General features: G+C 72.9%; 17 protein-coding genes. 15 read left to right on the forward strand and 2 right to left on the reverse strand.

The window, feature by feature from the left end:
- Position 1 precedes the first annotated feature (1 nt).
- Genes ACWXWW_RS16090 through ACWXWW_RS16100 form a run of 3 tightly spaced genes read left to right on the forward strand, consistent with a single transcriptional unit; the run spans position 2 to position 1,243 of the window.
- A complete protein-coding gene (locus ACWXWW_RS16090; RefSeq protein WP_282977531.1) occupies positions 2 to 382 on the forward strand; it encodes a TadE/TadG family type IV pilus assembly protein in 381 nt (126 codons plus the stop codon).
- Positions 357 to 824 (forward strand): TadE family protein, encoded by a 468-nt coding sequence (locus tag ACWXWW_RS16095; protein ID WP_282977533.1) that lies wholly within the window; start codon positions 357 to 359, stop codon positions 822 to 824. The genes ACWXWW_RS16090 and ACWXWW_RS16095 overlap by 26 nt, the downstream gene beginning before the upstream one ends.
- The gene (locus ACWXWW_RS16100) at positions 821 to 1,243 is read left to right on the forward strand and encodes a pilus assembly protein TadG-related protein (protein ID WP_421075719.1); all 423 of its coding nucleotides are present in this window, start codon (positions 821 to 823) and stop codon (positions 1,241 to 1,243) included. The genes ACWXWW_RS16095 and ACWXWW_RS16100 overlap by 4 nt, the downstream gene beginning before the upstream one ends.
- Position 1,244: 1 nt before the next feature.
- Here the strand turns inward: ACWXWW_RS16100 and ACWXWW_RS16105 are convergent, their stop codons facing one another.
- A complete protein-coding gene (locus ACWXWW_RS16105; RefSeq protein WP_324014885.1) occupies positions 1,245 to 2,540 on the reverse strand; it encodes an MFS transporter in 1,296 nt (431 codons plus the stop codon).
- Positions 2,541 to 2,580: 40 nt separating this feature from the next.
- On the opposite strand from ACWXWW_RS16105, the gene prfB reads away from it, so the two are divergent.
- The 5 genes from prfB to serA all read left to right on the forward strand — a co-directional run bounded on the left by prfB (position 2,581) and on the right by serA (position 9,631).
- Positions 2,581 to 3,690, forward strand: a complete 1,110-nt coding sequence (gene prfB, locus ACWXWW_RS16110) for a peptide chain release factor 2 (protein WP_271171640.1) — start codon at positions 2,581 to 2,583, stop codon at positions 3,688 to 3,690.
- A 101-nt stretch (positions 3,691 to 3,791) separates the two neighbouring features.
- Positions 3,792 to 7,016 carry a metallophosphoesterase gene (locus tag ACWXWW_RS16115; protein ID WP_455970848.1) on the forward strand — a complete coding sequence of 1,075 codons (3,225 nt, stop codon included), beginning with the start codon at positions 3,792 to 3,794 and terminating at the stop codon, positions 7,014 to 7,016.
- 17 nt (positions 7,017 to 7,033) lie between these two features.
- Positions 7,034 to 7,552 (forward strand): DNA polymerase III subunit gamma/tau, encoded by a 519-nt coding sequence (locus ACWXWW_RS16120; RefSeq protein WP_421075717.1) that lies wholly within the window; start codon positions 7,034 to 7,036, stop codon positions 7,550 to 7,552.
- Positions 7,549 to 7,893: a hypothetical protein gene (locus tag ACWXWW_RS16125; protein WP_421075716.1), complete on the forward strand. Its 345-nt coding sequence runs from the start codon at positions 7,549 to 7,551 to the stop codon at positions 7,891 to 7,893. The genes ACWXWW_RS16120 and ACWXWW_RS16125 overlap by 4 nt, the downstream gene beginning before the upstream one ends.
- 145 nt (positions 7,894 to 8,038) lie before the next feature.
- The gene (gene serA, locus ACWXWW_RS16130) at positions 8,039 to 9,631 is read left to right on the forward strand and encodes a phosphoglycerate dehydrogenase (RefSeq protein ID WP_324011533.1); all 1,593 of its coding nucleotides are present in this window, start codon (positions 8,039 to 8,041) and stop codon (positions 9,629 to 9,631) included.
- Positions 9,632 to 9,682: 51 nt separating this feature from the next.
- On the opposite strand, the gene ACWXWW_RS16135 is transcribed toward serA, so the two are convergent.
- Positions 9,683 to 10,225 (reverse strand): TetR/AcrR family transcriptional regulator, encoded by a 543-nt coding sequence (locus ACWXWW_RS16135; RefSeq protein WP_271171645.1) that lies wholly within the window; start codon positions 10,223 to 10,225, stop codon positions 9,683 to 9,685.
- 101 nt (positions 10,226 to 10,326) lie between these two features.
- On the opposite strand from ACWXWW_RS16135, the gene ACWXWW_RS16140 reads away from it, so the two are divergent.
- From ACWXWW_RS16140 to gltX, 7 genes are all read left to right on the forward strand, one after another.
- The gene (locus tag ACWXWW_RS16140; RefSeq protein WP_271171646.1) at positions 10,327 to 11,856 is read left to right on the forward strand and encodes an MFS transporter; all 1,530 of its coding nucleotides are present in this window, start codon (positions 10,327 to 10,329) and stop codon (positions 11,854 to 11,856) included.
- Positions 11,857 to 11,896: 40 nt separating this feature from the next.
- Entirely contained in the window at positions 11,897 to 12,949 is a 1,053-nt protein-coding gene (locus tag ACWXWW_RS16145) for a 3-isopropylmalate dehydrogenase (RefSeq protein ID WP_455970850.1), read from the forward strand.
- Positions 12,950 to 12,980: 31 nt separating this feature from the next.
- Positions 12,981 to 14,075 carry a branched-chain amino acid aminotransferase gene (locus ACWXWW_RS16150; RefSeq protein ID WP_324011528.1) on the forward strand — a complete coding sequence of 365 codons (1,095 nt, stop codon included), beginning with the start codon at positions 12,981 to 12,983 and terminating at the stop codon, positions 14,073 to 14,075.
- Between the two features lie 88 nt (positions 14,076 to 14,163).
- Positions 14,164 to 16,203, forward strand: coding sequence for an acyltransferase family protein (locus tag ACWXWW_RS16155; protein ID WP_455970852.1), 2,040 nt, complete (start codon positions 14,164 to 14,166; stop codon positions 16,201 to 16,203).
- Positions 16,204 to 16,212: 9 nt separating this feature from the next.
- On the forward strand, positions 16,213 to 16,977 hold the full coding sequence (locus tag ACWXWW_RS16160; protein ID WP_455970854.1) for a fumarylacetoacetate hydrolase family protein: 765 nt from the start codon (positions 16,213 to 16,215) through the stop codon (positions 16,975 to 16,977).
- Between the two features lies 1 nt (position 16,978).
- The gene (locus ACWXWW_RS16165) at positions 16,979 to 18,232 is read left to right on the forward strand and encodes an MFS transporter (RefSeq protein WP_455970856.1); all 1,254 of its coding nucleotides are present in this window, start codon (positions 16,979 to 16,981) and stop codon (positions 18,230 to 18,232) included.
- A gap of 42 nt (positions 18,233 to 18,274) precedes the next feature.
- A complete protein-coding gene (gltX, locus tag ACWXWW_RS16170; protein WP_455970858.1) occupies positions 18,275 to 19,783 on the forward strand; it encodes a glutamate--tRNA ligase in 1,509 nt (502 codons plus the stop codon).
- Positions 19,784 to 19,880: the final 97 nt, after the last annotated feature.

Consider the following 19,880-nt stretch of genomic DNA (forward strand, 5'->3'; position numbering starts at 1 on the left):
CGTGCTCGGCCCGAGCCTCCGCGACGAGCGCGGCTCGAGCTCGGTCGAGTTCGTCCTCGTGGGCGCCCTGCTCACGGCCCTCACCCTCGCCGTCCTGCAGCTGGGGCTCGCGGTGTACGTCCGCAACGTCCTGCACGATGCGGCCGTCGAGGGCGCGTACCACGCCGCGCTCGCCGACGTGGGGCCCGAAGGCGGGGCCGAGCGGACCCGGCTCGTGATCGCACGCGCGATCGGATCGGCCTACGCGCAGGACGTGAGCGCCGCGGTGTCGGGCGGCGACATCCGGGTCACGGTCCGCTCCGCGACGCCCGTCGTCGGGCTGATCGGCGTGCCAGGGACGCTGGAGGTGACGGCGCGTGCGCCGGTCGAGTCGATGGGCTGACGCGGCGCTGGACGACGAGCGGGGGTCGGCCGCGCTCGAGTTCCTCGTGGGCGGGATCGTGCTGCTCGTCCCGCTGGCCTACCTGGTCGTCGCGCTCGGCGTCGTCCAGGAGCACGCCCTGGGCGTCGAGGCGACGGCACGGCATGCGGCGCACACGCTCGCGCGGACCGGCGGGATCGACGACACGTTCGCGGCGCTGCCCGAGGTGCTCTCGTCGGTGCCGCCCGAGTACGGCATCGCGCCCGACGCCCTCGAGGTCTCCGTGACGTGCGTGCCCGCCCATGTCGGGTGCCCCGAGGCCGGCTCCACGGTCGTCGTGACGATCGGCGCGAGGGTCCCGCTGCCGCTCGTGCCGCCCGTCCTCGGGCTCGATCGCCTCACGAGCATCCCCGTCGAGTCGACATCCGTGCAGAAGGTCTCGCGCTTCTGGGGCGGCACGTGAGCGCCCGGGGCCTCCTGCGCGACGAGAGCGGGAGCATCCTCCCGCTCACGATCGGGTACGCCGTCCTCGCGCTCGCGCTCATCATCGTGTGCGCGAACGCGACGTCGCTGTATCTCGCGCAGAAGTCCCTCGACGCGGTCGCGGATGCGGCGGCGCTCGCGGGCGCGGACGGCTTCACGCTGTCGCTCGAGGGCGATGCTCCTCTCGCGCGACTCGACGACGGCGCCGTGCGCGCGCAGGCCGAGGCGATCGTGGCGGCCGCGCCCGGCGATCAGACCCTCGTGGCGGCGGGGACGCCCGACGGCCTCTCGGCGCGGGTGACCGTCGCGACGATGTGGCACGCGCCGCTGCTCAGCGCGCTCGTCCCGGCCGGAGTCGCGCTCGAGGCGACCGCGACGAGTCGCACGGCGCTGCGCTGAATCAGTCGCGCCGTGGGGCGTAGCGGGGCACGTAGCGCACGAACGCCGCGGCGCCGACGAGGCCCACCACGCCGACGAGACCGGTCGCGACCGAGAGCGACGCGGCGGCCGTCACGGCTGACACGATGAGCGGCGTGAGCGCCGCGCCGCCGTCGGTCAGCGTGCGCCACGCGCCGAGGAACGGCGCAGGGTCGCGCTCGGGGGCCACGTCGGCTCCGAGCGTGAGCAGGATGCCCGACGACAGGCCGTTGCCCACGCCGATCACGAGGGCGAGGACCCCGAACCACAGCACCGCGCTGTCGAGGTCGTGGGTGAACGCGAGCGCGCCGAAGCCCGCGCCCATGAGCAGGAGCGCGGGCACCGCCGCCCAGAGGCGGCCGAACCGGTCCATGACCTGCCCGCTCACGTAGAAGAGGGAGAACTCGACCGCTCCCGCGACGCCGACGACGAGGGCGAGGGTCTGCGAGTCCAGGCCGATCGAGACGCCCCACAGCGGCAGCACGGCCTGACGAGCCGAGCGCACGGCCGCGAGCGACGCGGCAGCGGCTCCCAGCCGGGCGAGCACCCCGCGATGGCGGTGCATGGTCCGCAGCACGCCGATCCGCTCGGTCGCCGGGATGGAGCCGGTCACCGGCTCGCCCGTGTCCTCCTCGTCGAGATCGGCGCGCGCGTCGGCACGCTCGCGCGCGGCGAGACGATCGGCGATGAGCGCCTTCTCCTCGGGATCGGGCCCGAAGGCGACGAGCGCCGCGACGCCGAGCAGGCAGACCGCGAAGAACCACACCGAGGCGATCTCGTCGCCGAACAGGGCGAGCAGGCCCGCCGAGACGAACGGCCCCGTGAATCCGCCGAGGCGGAACGAGCCGCCGACGAGGGCGAGCGCGCGGGCGCGGTGCGCGTACGGCACGCGCGTCGTCATGAATGTGTGGCGGGCCACCGCGAACGACGACGCGCAGAACCCGATGAGCAGCACCGAGAGCCCCAGCAGGGCGATGTGCGGCGCGAGGAGCATCCCCGCGATGCCCACGAGCGACGCGAGCGACGCGATGAGCATCGTGCGCCTCTCCCCGGCCTTCGACACGAGCCAGCCGGCGGGGATGTTGCCGGCGAGCTGACCCACGACGATCGCGGCCGACACGAGCGCGGCGACCGCGAGATCGGCGCCCAGGTCGGCGGCCAGCGCCGGGAGGAGCGGGAGGATGGCTCCCTGGCCGAGCGAGTAGAGGGCCGTCGGCCCGTAGATCATGGGCGCATACCGCCGGATCGGATCGAACGGGGCGTCGGCAGTCGAGGGCATCGGCTTCCACGTTACGCCGAGCAGGATAGGCTGGAGCGTCATGCTTGAGTTCGATCCTTCCGCCGAGATCCAGGCGCTGCGCTCCACGTTCGCGAACATCCGAGAGGTGGTCGACGTCGACAGCGTGCGCGCGGACATCGCGCGTCTCGAGAAGGAGGCGTCGGAGCCCGGCCTGTGGGACGACACCGCGAACGCCCAGCGCGTCACGAGCGCGCTGAGCCACCGCCAGTCCGAGCTCGCGCGCATCGAGGCGGTCGAGCGTCGCCTCGACGACCTCGAGGTGCTCGTCGAGCTCGCCAACGAGATGGGCGACGAGGACTCCGTCGAGGAGGCGCGCAAGGAGATCACCGACCTCGAGCGCGTCATCGGCGACCTCGAGGTGAAGACCCTGCTCGACGGGGAGTACGACGAGCGCGCCGCGGTCGTGACCATCCGCTCGGGTGCAGGCGGCGACGACGCCACCGACTTCGCCGAGATGCTCATGCGCATGTACCTGCGCTGGGCCGAGCGTCACAAGTACCCCGTCAAGGTGATGGACACGTCGTACGCCGAGGGCGCCGGGATCAAGTCGGCCACGTTCGAGGTCGATGCGCCGTACGCCTACGGCATCCTCTCGGTCGAGGCCGGCACGCACCGCCTCGCGCGCATCAGCCCGTTCGGCTCCGCCGACAAGCGCCAGACGAGCTTCGCCGCGGTCGAGGTCATCCCCGTCATGGAGGAGGCCGTCGAGGTCGAGATCCCGGAGAACGACATCCGCGTCGACGTCTTCCGCTCGTCGGGCCCCGGCGGCCAGTCGGTCAACACGACCGACTCCGCCGTCCGCATCACGCACATCCCCACGGGAATCGTCGTGTCGATGCAGAACGAGAAGTCGCAGATCCAGAACCGCGCGGCGGCCATGCGCGTGCTCCAGACCCGACTGCTGCTGCTGCAGCGCGAGGAGGAGGCCGCCAAGAAGAAGGAGCTCGCCGGAACGATCACGGCGAGCTGGGGCGACCAGATGCGCTCGTACTTCCTCTACGGACAGCAGCTCGTGAAGGATCTGCGCACGGGCTTCGAGGTCGGCAACCCCGCGACCGTCTTCGACGGCGACATCGACGGCCTCATCAACGCGGGCATCCGCTGGCGCAAGCGCAAGATCGAAGACTGATCGCCGCGGGCTGACGCCCGCGCCCGGGTGGTCTCCGCGCGTTCACACGCCGCGCGCACGACGGTCGCCGTCCGTTCACCGCGGGCGGCGACGCTCATCGCGTGACGCGCTCTCGTGCCCTCCGCCGGAACCGCTCCCTCGCTCTCCTCGCGCTCGCCGCGGCCCTCGTTCCCGCGTGCGCGACGCCCGCGCCATCCGGCGCCGTCGCCGCGCCGACCGACGGCGACATCGTCATCGACGAGGTCGGCGCCGGGACGCCGGACGACCCCGCCGCGAGCTTCTTCGAGCTGCGCAATCTGTCGCCGCACGCGATCGACCTGAGCGGATGGCGCGTGCACCGCTGCACGGGCGACGGCACGCGCCTCGCGGAGGCCGACCACGAGGTCGACCTCGCGGGCGTCGTCCTCGCGCCCGGCGAGCGGATCACGGTCGGGACGGGCGTCGACGCCGACGTCGCGATGCGCGGGCCCTTCTCGAGCGAGGGGTACGGGCTCGTGCTCGAGGATGCGCGGCGGCGAGCCGTCGACGCCTTCGCGGCGTATCCGTCCGAGCCGTGGCCGACGCAGAGCGAGTGCAGCGCGGCCGGCAACGTCCCGGATGCGCTCGGGGCCGCGCTCGACGAGAGCTGGCAGCGGGTCGGGCGCACGGGCGACCTGGCCGCCGACTTCGTGCGCACCCGCGCGACGCCGCGTGAGGCCGCCGCGCCCGCCGTCGAGCCGGCCGAGCCGCGGGCGCTCATCTCGGAGGTCGCGAGCGCGGGCCCCGGCGGCCGTGACGACGACCTCGTCGAGCTGCGCGCCGTCGCCGACGTCGACCTCTCGGACTGGGCGCTCTACCGCTGCACGCGCACGGGCGCGCTCACTTCGGAGACGCTGCAGGCGCGGTTCGCGGATGGGACGGAGCTGCGGGAGGGCGAGCGCCTGGTCGTGGGCGGGCCGGGACTCCGCGGCGACGTCGACGTGCGGACGACGACCTCGCTCGCCGACACCGTGTCGGGCGTCCTCCTCGTCGATGCCGAGGGCGCACGGGTGGACGGCGTGAGCGTCTCGAACCACGCCGACACGGCCTGCCAGACGGGCGACGCGAAGCTGCCGTCGGTCCTCGACCACCTGCGCGGCGAGAGCTGGCAGCGGCACGAGGAGACGGGGGAGTTCCTCATCGCCCCGCGCACGCCGGGTCGCGAGAACGCGACGGCCGACGACCGCCTCGAGATCGCCTTCGCGTACGGCGACCCCGGCGTCGCGCTGAGCGAGGTCGCGACCGACCCGGAGCTGCCGAGCGCCGAGCGGCACAATCTCGTCGAGCTCGCGAACTACGGCGACGCCGTCGTCGACCTGAGCGGATGGCGCATCCGCGCGTGCGCGCCGGACGGCTTCCGCGAGCGGACGCCGCTCATCGAGGTGCCGGCCGGCGTCCGGCTCGCGCCCGGGCAGACCTGGCTCGCGGCGCTCGAGGGCACCCGCGCCGCGCAGGGCGCCGACGCGGTGTACGCGACGGCCCTCGGCTACCAGGGATCGGGCGTGTGGATCGAGGACGCTGCCGGAGAGCGCGTCGACAGCGTCGGCATCTTCCACCGCAACGAGCAGGACGCGTCGAACGACGTCGTGAGCCCGTGCACGAAGGGGCTCGCCCTGTCGACCTTCGGAGTCGACCGCCTGGCCGGCGAGACCTGGCAGCGCGTGGGCTTCACGGGCGACGATGCGAACGACTTCCGAGGCGGGCCGTCGAGCCCGGGCGCGCTCGACCTCCACGACGAGACGCCCGTCGGAGAGCTCACGGCCGAGGCTGCGCTCCGGATCGCCGCGGCCACGCCGGCCGATGGCGCACGGGCCGCTCGCGCGGTCGCGGCAGCGGCGGATGAGCCGCAGGCCGTCGACGGCATCGATCCGGTCGTCGCCCGCGCCTTCACCGGAGCGAGCGAGGGCGGGGCCCTCACGGCCGAGGCGGCGGCGGGGGAGCGGCCCGCCGCGCTCGAGACGGCGCGGCTCGCGGCGAGCGACGACGGATGGGCGCACCCCTACGTGCGGTTCGAGCTCGCGCGAGCTGCCGACGGGACGGCCACCTGGTCGGGCGAGGTCGCCGGTCCGGCCCCCGCGCGGCTCTCGGCATGGGCCGACGGGCGCTGGCACGCGATCGACGAGGAGGCCGCCGCTGACGACGGCACGGTGACGCTCTCCGGCACGCTGCCCGAAGGGACCACCGGCCTGCTCGTGCAGGTCGTGCCGAGCGGCCCCGCCATCGCGGACGCCGCCGACGGTCTCGCCGCTCCCGGCACCTACGACTTCGCCGTGAGCCACCTCACCGACACGCAGTACCTCAGCGAGGCCCACCCGGAGGTGTACCGCGAGCAGACGGCGTGGATCGCGGCGAACGCCGGGCCGCGCGACATCGCGTTCGCCGTCCACACCGGCGACCTCGTCCAGAACTGGGTCGACCCCGACCAGGGCGAGGAGCGTGCGCGTCGCGAGTTCGCCGTCGCGTCGGCAGCCCAGGGCGAGCTCGACGCGGCGGGCGTCCCGAACAGCGTCCTCCCGGGAAACCACGACAACAAGCGCGGAGCGACGAACGATCTCTTCAACGAGCACTTCGGCCCGCGCCGCTACGCCGATGCCCCCTGGTACGGAGGGTCCATCGCCCCCGATGACGGCAGCGCGAACTGGACCTCCTTCACCCGCGAGGGCGCGGAGTTCATCGTGCTGTCTCTGCCCTACGCGTACGCCGAGCGCGAGCTCGCGTGGGCGGAGCGCGTGATCGCGGAGCATCCGCGCGCGAACATCATCGTCGCGACGCACGAGCATCTGCTCCCTGAGGACGCGAGCGGCTCGGCCGAGCGGGCGACCGAGAACAGGTGGGTCTCGCGCGCCGACGAGCTGTGGGAGCGCATCGTCGCCCCGCACCGCAGCGTCGTCCTCGTGCTGTCTGGCCACTATCACGGGCTCGCCCGCATCGAGACGGATGACGCGGGCGGCATCCCCGGCCACGACGTGGTGGAGATCTTGGGCGACTACCAGGAGTTCCGCACCGAGACGGGGATGCGCGCGACCGGCTTCCAGCGGCTCCTCCAGGTGTCGCTCGCGACCGGAGAGATCGCCGTCGACACGATCTCGGTGACCCTCGGGGAGCACGCGAGCGCGCCGTTCGACTACCCGCAGGCGGTGGCCGACGACGGCCGCGAGACCACGCTCGCCGCGGATCGGCCGTGGCGGATCGTCGAGGCCGGCGTCCAGGGGCGCTACGACGTCGCCGACGACGACTTCCGCGTCTCCGTCGGCCTGCAGTACCCGAAGGGGCTCGCCACGAGCGGCCTCCGCATCGCGGAGCCGTGAGCCGATAGCCTGGGCTCATGCCGTCCCGCGACGATGACGCCCTCCGCTGGGAGGGCGACGACGACCCCACGCTCGACGCGCGCTCCGAGACCGCGGCCGAGCCCGGCGAGAAGGCCGCGCCGGACGCACCCGGCGAGAAGGATGACCCGTCTGTCCTGCCGGCGGGATGGCGCGCCGTCGGGAAGGGGCGGGACGCCGTCACGACGGCGGACGCCGGTGACGAGGCCGCCCCGCTCGGGAACGTCGCGCTCGTCTCGCTCGGCGTGATCGGCGGCGTCTACCTCCTGTGGACGATCGGATGGTTCCTCGGAGCGACGCGCCTGCGCGAGCGCATCGAGCAGAGCACGAACGCGGTGGCGGACTTCATGTTCCAGGGCAGCATGTGGCTCGCGATCGCGTCGCCCCTCCTGTGGTTCGCGGTGACCTGGCTCGGCACGCGCCGCGCGCCGCTCTGGCGGCGCTTCGCGTGGCTCGCCGCGGGAATCGTGCTGCTCGTGCCGTGGCCGTTCGTGATGGTGGGGGTGGTCGGACAGTGACCTCGACGACGCAGGAGCGCAGGACGCCGGGATGGCTCGTCGCGGTCGTCGCCGGGGCGTTCGCCCTCCTCTACGCCTATGCCGTGTGGAGCGCGATCACCTACCTCGTGACGCTCGTGCAGACCACCTCGGCGCAGGGCATCTCGCTGTCGGCCGTCGCCTGGGTCGTGCTGCTGCTCGCGGTTCTCGTGCCGATCGCGGCGTTCGCGATCGCCTTCGGCCTGGGCCGCACACGGGGGATCGGATGGCTGGCCGTCGCGCTGCTCGCCGGTCTCGCGGTCACGGCCGTGTTCTGGCTCGACATGCAGGCCTTCACGTCGAACCCGTCGAACCTCTTCTGACCGGCCCCCGCGTCGCCGGATGACGCGCCCGGCGAGAGCAGGGCGCGCGGCTCCGATAGAGTGGTCGCCGTCGCGCCCCCACGGCGTGTGGCGCGTCGAACCCGCTCCCGCGCGCCCGCGCCCATCCGCATCGAAGGATCCATCCGTGCCGAAGCCCGTCGTGCTCATCGCCGAAGAACTCTCTCCCGCAACGATCGAGGCGCTCGGCCCCGACTTCGACATCCGCAATGTGGACGGCACCGACCGCCCCGCGCTCTTCGACGCGCTCGCGGACGCCGACGCCATCCTCATCCGCTCGGCCACGAAGGTCGACGAGGAGGCCCTGGGCCACGCGAAGAAGCTCAAGGTCGTCGCCCGCGCCGGCGTCGGCCTCGACAACGTCGACATCAAGGCCGCCACGACCGCCGGCGTCATGGTCGTGAACGCGCCGACGTCGAACATCATCTCGGCCGCCGAGCTCACGTGCGGTCACATCCTCAGCCTCGCCCGCCACATCCCGGCGGCGCGCGCCTCGCTGGGCGCCGGGGAGTGGAAGCGCAGCAAGTACACGGGCGTCGAGCTCTTCGAGAAGACGCTGGGCGTCGTCGGCCTCGGCCGGATCGGCGCCCTCGTCGCCGCGCGGATGCAGGGCTTCGGGATGCGCGTCGTCGCATACGACCCGTACGTCACGAGCGCGCGCGCCCAGCAGCTGGGCGTCGAGCTGCTCAGCCTCGACGAGCTCGTCGCGCAGGCCGACTTCCTCACGATCCACATGCCGAAGACGCCCGAGACGACGGGCATGATCGGCGCCGAGCAGCTCAAGGCGATGAAGCCGACGTCGTACGTCGTGAACGTCGCGCGCGGCGGCCTCATCGACGAGGACGCGCTGTACGACGCGCTCGTCAACGGCGAGATCGCGGGCGCCGGCCTCGACGTCTTCACGAGCGAGCCGCCGACCGACACGAAGCTCACGGCCCTGCCGAACGTCGTCGTCACGCCGCACCTCGGGGCGTCGACGTCGGAGGCGCAGGAGAAGGCCGGCATCTCGGTCGCGAAGTCGGTCAAGCTCGCGCTCGAGGGCGACCTCGTGCCCGACGCCGTCAACGTCGCCGGCGGCGTCATCGACCCGTTCGTGCGCCCCGGGATCGCGCTCGTCGAGAAGCTCGGCCAGGTCTTCAGCGGTCTCGCCACGTCGGCGCTCACGAGCCTCGACATCGAGGTGCGCGGCGAGCTCGCCGACTACGACGTGAGCGTCTACCGCCTCGCCGCGCTCAAGGGCATCCTGTCGAACGTCGTGAGCGAGAACGTCTCGTACGTGAACGCCCCCGTCTTCGCCGAGCAGCGCGGCATCGAGACGCGCCTCATCGTGGAGAAGGAGAGCCCCGAGTACCGCAACCTCACGACGCTGCGCGGTGCGCTGTCGGACGGCACGGTGCTCACGGTCGCGGGGACGCTCGCGGGCACGCGGATGGTGCAGAAGATCGTCGGCATCAACGGCCACGAGATCGAGGTGCCGATCGAGAAGCACCACATCGTCATGCTCTACACCGACCGCCCCGGCATCGTCGCGGTCTACGGCCAGAAGTTCGGCGAGGCCGGCATCAACATCGCGGGCATGCAGATCGCGCGCCGCTCGGCCGGCGGCCAGGCCCTGTCGGTGCTCACGGTCGACTCGCGCGTCCCCGAGGACCTGCTCGCCGAGGTCGGCGAGGCGATCGAGGCGTCGGTCATCCGGCAGATCGAGATCGCCGAGGCCTGACCCCGGCGCACCGAACGCCCCCGCCCATCGGGCGGGGGCGTTCGCGCGTGCTCAGGCGCGCGTCGCCCCCTCGACGAGGCGGATGAGCGCCTCCAGCGCCTCGCCGGTGGGGACCGGGCTCGGAACGTCGTTGAGCAGAGCGGAGTTCACGTACAGGCCGTCGCTCAGCAGGAGCACGAGCTCGAGGGCGGCCTCGTCGCGCACGTGCGGGCGGATGGCGTCTGCCCACGCATCCCGGAGCTCGGCGAGGGCGCCGCGCGCGAGGGCGTTGCCGCCGTGCGCGAGGCGGCCGACCGCCGAGATCGCACGGTCGAACGGCCCGCCGACGTGCGCGGAGGTCGCGATGTAGTACCAGATCGGGCCCTCGGGTGCGTCGTGCAGGGCCGCCATGTCGTCGGCCGCGAGCAGCCGGAGCCGGTCGACGAGGCCCGCATCGAGCGCGTCGCGCGAGCCGAAGTGGTAGAGCAGACCGCCCTTGGACACGCCCGCTCGGCGCGCGACCGCCTCGAGGGTCGCCGCCCTCTCGCCCTCCTCGAGGAGGATGCTCTCGAAGGCGTCGAGGACCTTCTCTCTGGCGCGGGGCGGGCGGCTCATGCAGACGAGCCTCTCACACGGCGCGCGCTGCCCAGGGCGTGCACAGCCATGGCAGTTACTGTACCATCTGGACGGTACAGTAATTGAGACAGGCGGATGAGATGACGACCGGCACGACGACCCAGCCCACGACGACGCAGCGCGCCGGATGGCGGGCATGGGCCGCGCTCGCGGTCCTCATGCTCCCCGTGCTCCTCGTGTCGATCGACAACACGATCCTCAACTTCGCGCTGCCCGCCATCGCGAAGGAGCTCGAGCCCACGAGCGCCGAGCAGCTCTGGATCATCGACGCGTACTCGCTCGTGCTGGCGGGGCTCCTCGTGACGATGGGATCGCTCGGCGACCGGTTCGGGCGCCGCCTGCTGCTCCTCACCGGCGCGATCGGGTTCACGGTCGTCTCCGTCCTCGCGGCCTTCGCACCGACAGCCGGATGGCTCATCGCGGCGCGCGCCGTCATGGGCCTGTTCGGCGCGACCCTCATGCCGTCGACCATGTCGCTCCTGCGCTCGCTGTTCCCCGAGCGCAACCAGCGGCGCATCGCCGTTGCCGTGTGGGCCGGCATGTTCTCCGCGGGCGGGGCTCTCGGCCCGATCGTCGGCGGCTTCCTCATCGAGCACTTCCCGTGGCAGAGCGTGTTCCTGCTCGCGGTGCCCATGCTCGTCCTCATGCTCGTGCTCGCCCCGCTCTTCGTGAGCGAGAGCCGCGATCCGAACCCCGGCCGGATCGACCTCCCGAGCATCCTGCTCTCGATGCTCGCGCTCGCGCCCCTCGCCTACGGCATCAAGGAGATCGCCGTGCACGGTCTCGCCGGCGGCGCTCCCGTCGTCATCGGCGTCCTGTTCGGATGGCTCTTCGTGCGCCGGCAGCTGCGGATGGCGCAGCCGATGCTCGACATGTCGCTGTTCGCGCGGGCCGGGTTCAGCGGCTCGATGCTCGTGAACCTCTTCAGCGTCATCGCGATGGTGGGCTTCCTCTACTTCGTGTCGCAGCACCTGCAGATGATCGTCGGCCTGAGCCCGATGATCGCGGGCCTCGCGCTCCTGCCCGGCGCCCTCACCTCGATCGCCGGCGGCTTCATCGTCACGCCGATCGCGCGGCGTGTGCGCGCGTCGATCGTCATCCCGTCGGCGCTCCTGCTCTCGCTCGCGGCGTACCTCATCGTGGCGCTCGTCGGCGCACACGACGTCGGGATGCTCGTGCTCGGGTTCGCGCTCCTCGGCGCGGGGATCGGCGCGGCCGAGACCGTGTCGGGGGAGCTCATCCTCGCGAACGCTCCCGCGGAGAAGGCGGGCGCCGCGAGCGCCGTCTCGGAGACCGCGTACGAGCTCGGCGCCGTGCTCGGCACATCCATCCTCGGCGGCATCCTCACGTGGTGGTACCGCTCGACCCTCGTCGTGCCGGAGGGGATCCCCGCGGAGCTCGCGCTGCATGCCGAGGAGACGCTCGCCGGAGCGATGAACGCCGCGGACTCCGTCGGGGGAGCGGCGGGAGAGGCGCTCCGGTCCGCGGCGGCGACCGCGTTCGACGGCGGCGTGACGATCACGTCGCTCATCGGCGCGGGGCTCGTCGTGCTCGCGATGGCGATCGCGGCGACTACCCTGGGAGGACGCCGGGAGCACGCGTCGCACTGACCGGAGCCCCGGCGGATGCCGAGACATCCGAAGGAGAGCAATGCCCCGCGTCGTGAAACTGGCCGTCATCCCCGGTGACGGGATCGGCCCCGAGGTCATCGCCGAGGCCGAGAAGGTGCTCGACGCCGTCACCGCGGGCGGCGACGTCGTCTTCGAGAAGACCCGCTTCTCGCTCGGAGCGGGCCGCTACCTCGAGACCGGCGACACGCTCACCGACGACGACCTCGACGCCATCAGGGCGCACGACGCGATCCTCCTCGGCGCGGTGGGCGGCACGCCCGGCGACCCGCGGCTCGCGGGCGCGAACATCGAGCGCGGGCTGCTCCTGAAGCTCCGCTTCGCGCTGGACCACTACGTGAACCTCCGCCCGTCCAAGCTCTACCCCGGGCAGGACGGCCCGCTCGCCGAGCCCGGCGACATCGACTTCGTCGTCGTGCGCGAGGGCACAGAGGGTCCGTACGTCGGCAACGGCGGCTCGATCCGCCAGGGGACCCCGCACGAGGTCGCGAACGAGACGAGCGTGAACACCGCGTTCGGCGTCGAGCGCGTCGTGCGCTACGCGTTCGCGCTCGCCGAGCGCCGCAGCCGTCGCCTCACGCTCGTGCACAAGACGAACGTGCTCGTCAACGCGGGCCGCCTGTGGCAGCGCATCGTCGACGAGGTCGCGCGGGAGCACCCGGACGTGGCCGTAGACTATCTGCACGTCGACGCCGCGACGATCTTCCTGGTCACGAACCCGGGTCGCTTCGACGTCATCGTCACCGACAACCTCTTCGGCGACATCCTCACAGACCTGGCCGGCGCCGTCACCGGTGGCATCGGACTCGCAGCCTCGGGCAACATCAACCCCGACGGCGACTTCCCCTCGATGTTCGAGCCCGTGCACGGCTCGGCCCCCGACATCGCGGGCACCCAGCAGGCCGACCCCACCGCGGCGATCGGCTCCATCGCCCTCCTGCTCGACCACCTCGGCCTGCAGGACGCGGCCGATCGCGTGTCGCGCGCGATCGAGGACGACATCGCCGCCCGCACGGGCGAGAAGCGCTCGACCGCCGAGATCGGCGACGCGATCGCGTCTCGCCTGAAGGCCTGACACCCACCGACGCGCAGACAGGAATCCGCACATGACGACCACCGACACCACGCTCCCGTCTCTCGACTTCGCGGTCACGAAGAACCTCGCCGCCGTCTCGCCTGCCCAGCGCGCCGAGCTGCTCGAGAACCCGGGCTTCGGCACGATCTTCACCGACCACATGGTCGACATCTGCTGGTCGGTCAAGGGCGGCTGGCACCGTCCGCGCGTGCAGCCCTTCGGTCCGATCAGCCTGTCGCCCGCCGCCGCCGTGCTCCACTACGCGCAGGAGATCTTCGAGGGCCTCAAGGCCTACCGCCACGCCGACGGCGGGATCTACACGTTCCGGCCCGATCAGAACGCGCGCCGCATGCAGCGCAGCGCGCGCCGCCTCGCGATGCCCGAGCTTCCGGAGGAGTACTTCCTCCAGTCTCTGCGCGAGCTCATCGCGGTCGACGGCGCCTGGGTGCCCGAGAAGGCCGACCAGACGCTCTACCTGCGCCCGTTCATGTTCGCGAAGGAGGCGTTCCTCGGCGTCCGCCCCGCGCACAAGTACACGTACTGCCTCATCGCGAGCCCCGCCGGCTCGTACTTCACGGGAGGTGTGAAGCCGGTCAGCATCTGGCTGAGCGAGAACTACGCGCGCGCCGCGAAGGGCGGCACGGGCGCCGCGAAGACCGGCGGCAACTACGCCTCGAGCCTCCTTCCTCAGGCCGAGGCGTACGAGAAGGGGTGCGACCAGGTGGTCTTCCTCGACGCCGACGGGAACGTCGAGGAGCTCGGCGGCATGAACATCGTCTTCGTGAAGAAGGACGGCACGCTCGTCACGCCGGCGTCGGACAGCATCCTCGACGGCATCACCCGCAACTCGCTCCTCGAGCTCGCGGCCGATCGCGGCCTCGCGGTCGAGCGCCGCGCGGTCTCGCTCGGGGAGTGGCGCGACGGCGTCGCGTCGGGCGACATCACCGAGGTGTTCGCGTGCGGCACTGCAGCGGTGGTCACGCCGATCGGCGCGCTCAAGGGCGAGGGCTTCGAGGACGCCCAGCCGCTCGGCGAGCTCGGCCTCTCGCTGCGCGAGGAGCTCACCGACATCCAGTACGGGCGCCGCGAGGACACGAAGGGGTGGCTGTACCGCCTCGACGCCTGAGCGCCCGCTCGCCGCGACGCCCGCCCGGGATGCCCGGGCGGGCGTCGCGCATCACCGTCCGTTCACCTGCGGGCGGCACCCTGTCGGGATGATGCGCCGCGCCGGGTTCCGTCGAGACATCCAGGGGCTCAGGGCCATCGCCGTGCTGGCCGTCGTGGCGCAGCACGCGGGCGCGACCTGGGCGCCGGGCGGGTTCATCGGCGTCGACGTGTTCTTCGTCGTGTCGGGCTTCCTCATCACCAGCCTCCTCGTGCGCGAGCTGGCGGAGACCGGCCGCATCGACCTGCCGGCGTTCACGGCGCGCCGGGCGCGCCGCATCCTCCCCGCGGCGCTCGTCGTGGTCGTGCTCACGGTCGTCGGCGCGTACGGGATCGTCTCGCCCCTCCGGCGGGAGACGCTCCTCGCCGACGCGGTCGCCTCGGCCCTGTTCGTGCCGAACTACGCGTTCGCCGTGCGCGACGCGGACTACTTCGGCGACGAGACGCCGTCGCTCTTCCAGCACTACTGGTCGCTCGGCGTCGAGGAGCAGTGGTACCTCGTCTGCCCCGCTCTGCTGCTCGCCGCGTGGGCCGTCGGCCGCCGACTCGGGGGCCGGCGCGGTGCGCGCGGGGCGGTCGCCGTCGCGCTCGGGATCGTCCTCGCCGGATCCCTCGCCGCGGTCGTCGCCCTCACGCCCGTGTCGCAGCCGTGGGCGTTCTTCGCGCTCTGGACGCGCATGTGGGAGTTCGCCGTCGGCGCGCTCATCGCGCTCGTGCCCGCCGCCGCTGTCGCGCGCATCCCCGGACTCGTGCGCGCCGCGCTCGGCTGGGCGGGCCTCGCCGGCATCCTCGCGGCGATCGCGCTCATCGGAGAGTCCTCCGCGTTCCCGGGCGTGCTCGTGCTGCTGCCGGTCCTCTCGACCGGCGCGGTCATCCTCGCGGGGATCGGGCAGGACGCGCCCCCGCGGGGGAGCGCGGGTGCCGTGATCGGCAGCCGGCCGTTCGTCTTCGTCGGCGAGATCTCGTTCTCGCTCTATCTCGTGCACTGGCCGCTGATCGTGGCCGGCGCGCTGCTGGCGCCCGGCCTTCCCTGGCTTCCCGCGGCGCTCGGCGTCGCGAGCATCCCCGTCGCGTGGGCCCTGTTCCGGCTCGTGGAGCAGCCGACGCGCCGCGCGCGGGTGCTCGTCGATGCACGGCCGCGCCGGACGCTCCTCTCGGCGGCGGGCGCGACGGCGGCCGTCGCGCTGGCCGCAGGGACCGCGCTGGCCGTGGCGCCCGAGCCCGCGCTCGCGACGCAGACGCGGGTCGCCCACGCCGAGCCGGCCGTCCCTCCGGAGGTCACGCCCGTCGTCCCGGCCAACCTCGAGCCGGGGCTCGCGGACGCTCCCGACGACGAGTCGGAGGTGTACGACGACGGATGCAACCTCGGCTATCAGGGGGAGCGCCCGCGCCCGTGCTCCTTCGGCGAAGGGGACGAGCGGATGGTCCTCTGGGGCGACTCGCACGCCGCGCACTGGGTCCCGGGGGTGCTCCGCGCCGCGGAGGAGCGGGGGATGGCGCTCACGACGCACACCAAGAGCCGCTGCTCGTCGGCGCTGGCGCGCCACGTGCTCGACGGCAGCGCGTTCGGTGCATGCGACCGCTGGCGCAGCGCGGTGCTCGACGAGCTCAGGGAGGACCCGCCGGAGGTCCTCGTGCTCGCCAACTACGCCGACGAGGAGGTGCCGGGCGGCGTCGACGCGGGGCAGGCGTGGCGAGACGGGCTCCGCGAGGTCGTCGACGCGCTGCCCGAGACGCGCGTGCTCCTCCTCGCCGACACGCCGGATCTCGGCACGAGCCCGCTCGACTGCCTCGCGATGAACCTCGAGCACGCGGCCGTGTGCGCAGTTCCCGAGTCGGAGGCCGTCCGCGGGGCGGGACGCGACGCGGTGAGGGAGGTCGCCCGCGAGACGCGCGCGGAGGAGATCGACCTCCTGCCGTACTTCTGCGCGCCCATCGACGGCGCCGCCTCCGAGGAGCCCGCCTGCGCGCCCATCCTCGGCGGGCTGCTCGTCTACCGCGACTCGCACCACCTCACCGCGACCTTCGCGGAGGCGATGGGCGGCGCCCTGGCCGAGGCGATCGACTCCGCGGTGGACGGTCGTGGCTAGGCTGGCAGGGTGAAGATCGCGCGGTTCAGCCACAACGACGCCATCACCTACGGGATCGTCGACGGGTCGGAGCTCGTCGTGCTCGCGGGAGACCCGCTGTTCGCGGGGTTCGAGACCACGGGAGCGCGCGTTCCGGTCACGGACGTCGCGCTGCTCGCGCCGGTCATCCCGCGCTCGAAGGTCGTCGCGGTCGGGCGCAACTACCGCGATCACGCCGCCGAGCTCGGCAACGACGTCCCCGCCGAGCCGCTGCTGTTCCTCAAGCCGAACACCTCGGTGATCGGGCCCGGCGACGCGATCGTCCGGCCGCCGCAGAGCTCCGACACGCAGTACGAGGGCGAGCTCGCCATCGTGATCGGGCGCATCGCGAAGAACGTGCGAGCGGATGACGCCCTCGATGTCGTGTTCGGATACACCATCGCGAACGACGTCACGGCGCGCGACCTGCAGCGCAGCGACGGGCAGTGGGCGCGCGCCAAGGGCTTCGACACGTTCTGCCCGATCGGGCCCGCGATCGAGACCGAGTTCGACCTCGCGCAGGGCTCCCTCACGACCCGCCTCAACGGCGAGGTCGTGCAGGAGGCCCCGCTGTCGGACATGATCTTCGACGTGCCGACGATCATCGCGCACGTGTCGGCGGCGTTCACGCTCCTCCCGGGCGACGTCATCCTCACCGGCACGCCGGCCGGAGTCGGCCCCTTCCAGGCCGGCGACACGGTCGAGGTCGAGATCCCGGGCATCGGGCTGCTGCGCAACACCGTGCGCGACGCGTGACATGACCGCCGTCACGGCTCCCGAGGAGGTCGCGCGGATCCAGGGCCGCGTCGTCCGCGTGCTGGCGCTCGGCCAGGTCCTCGGCGGCGTCGCCTTCGGCGCCACCGTCTCGCTCGGGGCCCTCCTCGCCGCCGAAATCTCCGGTCAGGAGTCGCTGTCGGGGTTCGCGACCGCGTCCGTCACCCTCGGGGCCGCGCTCTGCGCCATCCCGCTCGCTCGACTCGCCGCCGCGCGCGGCCGCCGCACGGCGCTGACCCTCGGCAACCTCTTCGCACTCGTCGGCATCGCGATCGTCGTGACGGCGGCGGCCCTGCGCGTCTTCCCGCTCCTCCTCGCGGGGGTCGTGCTCATCGGCGCGGGCAACGCGGGCAATCTGCAGTCCCGGTTCGCGGCGACCGACCTCGCCGCGGGCGAGCGCCGCGGACGCGACCTCGGCACGGTCGTCTGGGCGACGACGGTCGGCGGCGTGCTCGGGCCGCTGCTGCTGACTCCGGGAGAGGCGCTCGGCCGGCTGGTCGGCATGCCGCCGCTCACCGGCGCGTACCTCTTCTCCATCGTCGCGCAGGCGGCCGCGCTCATCCTCTACCTCGTCGCACTGCGCCCTGATCCGCTTCTGCTCGGCCAGCGGATCTCACGCGACGCCGCGGGAGGCGCGGCGCCGCCGGTGGACGCGGACCGCCCCCTCGCGGCGCGCTATGCGATGTTCGCCGTGGCCGCGTCGCATGTCGTCATGGCGTCGGTCATGGCGATGACGCCCGTGCACCTCCAGCATCTCGCGCACGCCGGGCATGGCGGGGCCGCGGGCGCGAACGAGGCCGTGACCCTCCTCGTCGGCACGACGATCGCGCTCCACGTCCTCGGCATGTACGGGCTGTCGCCCGTGTTCGGCTGGCTGGCCGACCGCTGGGGCCGCGTCGCCGTCGTCCTGCTGGGGCAGGGGGTCCTCGCGTGCGCGCTGCTGCTGGCGACCTTCGGGTCCGACGTGCAGGGCATCGTGATCGTCGCGCTGTTCCTGCTCGGGCTCGGCTGGAGCGCGGCCACGGTGGCGGGCGCGGCGCTCCTCACCGAGAGCACGCCGGTCGACCTCCGCCCGCGGCGGCAGGGGATCGGCGACACGCTGATGACCTCGTCCGCGGCAGTCGGCGCTGTTCTCGCGGGCGTCGTCCTCGGGCAGTGGGGCTACGGGGCGCTCGCGCTCGTCGCCCTCGTGCTCGTCGCGCTCACGACCGTGCTGTCGCCCCTCGCGCGGCGCTGAGCCCTCACAGGCCACCGGGCGTCGCGAACTAGACTGGACGGGATGTCTGCTCCCGATCCCCGCACCACGACCGCCACCGGCGCCGACGTGCGCGTGCGCTTCTGCCCGTCGCCCACCGGCCTCCCTCACGTCGGCCTCGTCCGCACGGCCCTGTTCAACTGGGCCTACGCCCGCCACCACGGCGGCAAGCTCGTCTTCCGCATCGAGGACACCGACGCGGCCCGCGACAGCGAGGAGAGCTATCAGCAGCTCCTCGACGCGCTGCGCTGGCTGCGCATCGACTGGGACGAGGGCGTCGAGACCGGAGGCCCGCACGCGCCGTACCGGCAGTCGCAGCGGCACGACATCTACCGCGAGGTGCTCGACAAGCTCATCTCCGCGGGGCTCGTCTACGAGAGCTTCTCGACCGCCGAGGAGATCGACGCCCGCAACGAGGCCGCCGGCCGCGCCAAGCAGCTCGGCTACGACAACCACGACCGCGACCTCACGGAGGAGCAGAAGGCCGCCTTCCGCGCCGAGGGCCGCCAGCCCGCGCTGCGCCTGCGCGTTCCCGACGAGGACCTCACGTACGTCGACCTCATCCGCGGCGAGGTGACCTTCCCGGCCGGCTCGTTCCCCGACTTCGTCATCGTGCGCCCGAACGGCGTCCCGCTGTACACGTTCGTGAACCCCGTCGACGACGCGCTGATGGGGATCACCCACGTGCTGCGCGGCGAGGACCTCATGCCGTCGACGGCCCGTCAGCTCTCGCTCTACCGCGCGCTCATCGACGCGGGCGTCACGACCTTCATCCCGCGCTTCGGGCACATGCCGCTCGTCCTGGGCGACGGCACGAAGAAGCTCTCGAAGCGCGACCCCCGCGCCGACCTGTTCCTGCAGCGCGAGAAGGGCATGATCCCGGAGGGGCTGCTCAACTACCTCGCGCTGCTCGGCTGGTCCATCGGCCCCGACCGCGACGTGTTCTCGCTCGAGGAGTTCGTCGCCGCGTTCGACATCGAGGACGTCAACCCGAACCCCGCGCGCTTCGACCAGAAGAAGGCCGAGTCGATCAACGGCGACCACATCCGGATGCTCGCGCCCGACGACTTCGCCGAGCGGATCGTGCCGTATCTCGCGCAGGCGGGCCTCGTCGACGCGACCCCGACCGACGACCAGCGCGCGCTGCTCGCGAAGGCCGCACCGCTCATCCAGGAGCGCCTTCCGCTTCTGGGCGACGCCCCCGGCCTCCTCGGCTTCCTCTTCTCGGACGAGGTCGCGTACGACGACGATGCGCTCGCGGGGCTTCCCGAGAACGCGGGCGTCGTGCTCACGGCGTGCGTCGGGGCCCTCGAGGTCGTGCCGGAGGCGGAGTTCACGGCGCAGGGCATCCAGGACGCGCTGAGCGGCGCGCTCGTCGAGAATCTCGGACTCAAGCCGCGTGTCGCGTACGGCCCGCCGCGCGTCGCGATCACCGGGCGCCGGGTCTCGCCGCCGCTGTTCGAGTCGATGGAGCTGCTCGGCAAGGCCGAGTCGATCCGGCGCCTGAGCGCCCTCGTCCAGAAGCTCGGCTGAGCGGACGCGGGGGGGGGGGGGGGGGGGGGGGGGGGGGGGGGGGGGGGGGGGGGGGGGGGGGGGGGGGGGGGGGGGGGGGGGACCCCCCTCCCCCCCC

The organism is Microbacterium sp. KNMS (assembly GCF_053851835.1).

What these genes read in the sequence shown, in the direction of transcription:
- ACWXWW_RS16155 (WP_455970852.1), top strand. Translation starts at nt 14,164, where the DNA reads ATGATGCGCCGCGCCGGGTTCCGTCGAGACATCCAGGGGCTCAGGGCC.
- ACWXWW_RS16135 (WP_271171645.1), bottom strand. Translation starts at nt 10,225, where the DNA reads ATGAGCCGCCCGCCCCGCGCCAGAGAGAAGGTCCTCGACGCCTTCGAG.
- ACWXWW_RS16165 (WP_455970856.1), top strand. Translation starts at nt 16,979, where the DNA reads ATGACCGCCGTCACGGCTCCCGAGGAGGTCGCGCGGATCCAGGGCCGC.
- prfB (WP_271171640.1), top strand. Translation starts at nt 2,581, where the DNA reads ATGCTTGAGTTCGATCCTTCCGCCGAGATCCAGGCGCTGCGCTCCACG.
- ACWXWW_RS16105 (WP_324014885.1), bottom strand. Translation starts at nt 2,540, where the DNA reads ATGCCCTCGACTGCCGACGCCCCGTTCGATCCGATCCGGCGGTATGCG.
- gltX (WP_455970858.1), top strand. Translation starts at nt 18,275, where the DNA reads ATGTCTGCTCCCGATCCCCGCACCACGACCGCCACCGGCGCCGACGTG.
- ACWXWW_RS16150 (WP_324011528.1), top strand. Translation starts at nt 12,981, where the DNA reads ATGACGACCACCGACACCACGCTCCCGTCTCTCGACTTCGCGGTCACG.
- ACWXWW_RS16145 (WP_455970850.1), top strand. Translation starts at nt 11,897, where the DNA reads ATGCCCCGCGTCGTGAAACTGGCCGTCATCCCCGGTGACGGGATCGGC.
- ACWXWW_RS16140 (WP_271171646.1), top strand. Translation starts at nt 10,327, where the DNA reads ATGACGACCGGCACGACGACCCAGCCCACGACGACGCAGCGCGCCGGA.
- ACWXWW_RS16120 (WP_421075717.1), top strand. Translation starts at nt 7,034, where the DNA reads ATGCCGTCCCGCGACGATGACGCCCTCCGCTGGGAGGGCGACGACGAC.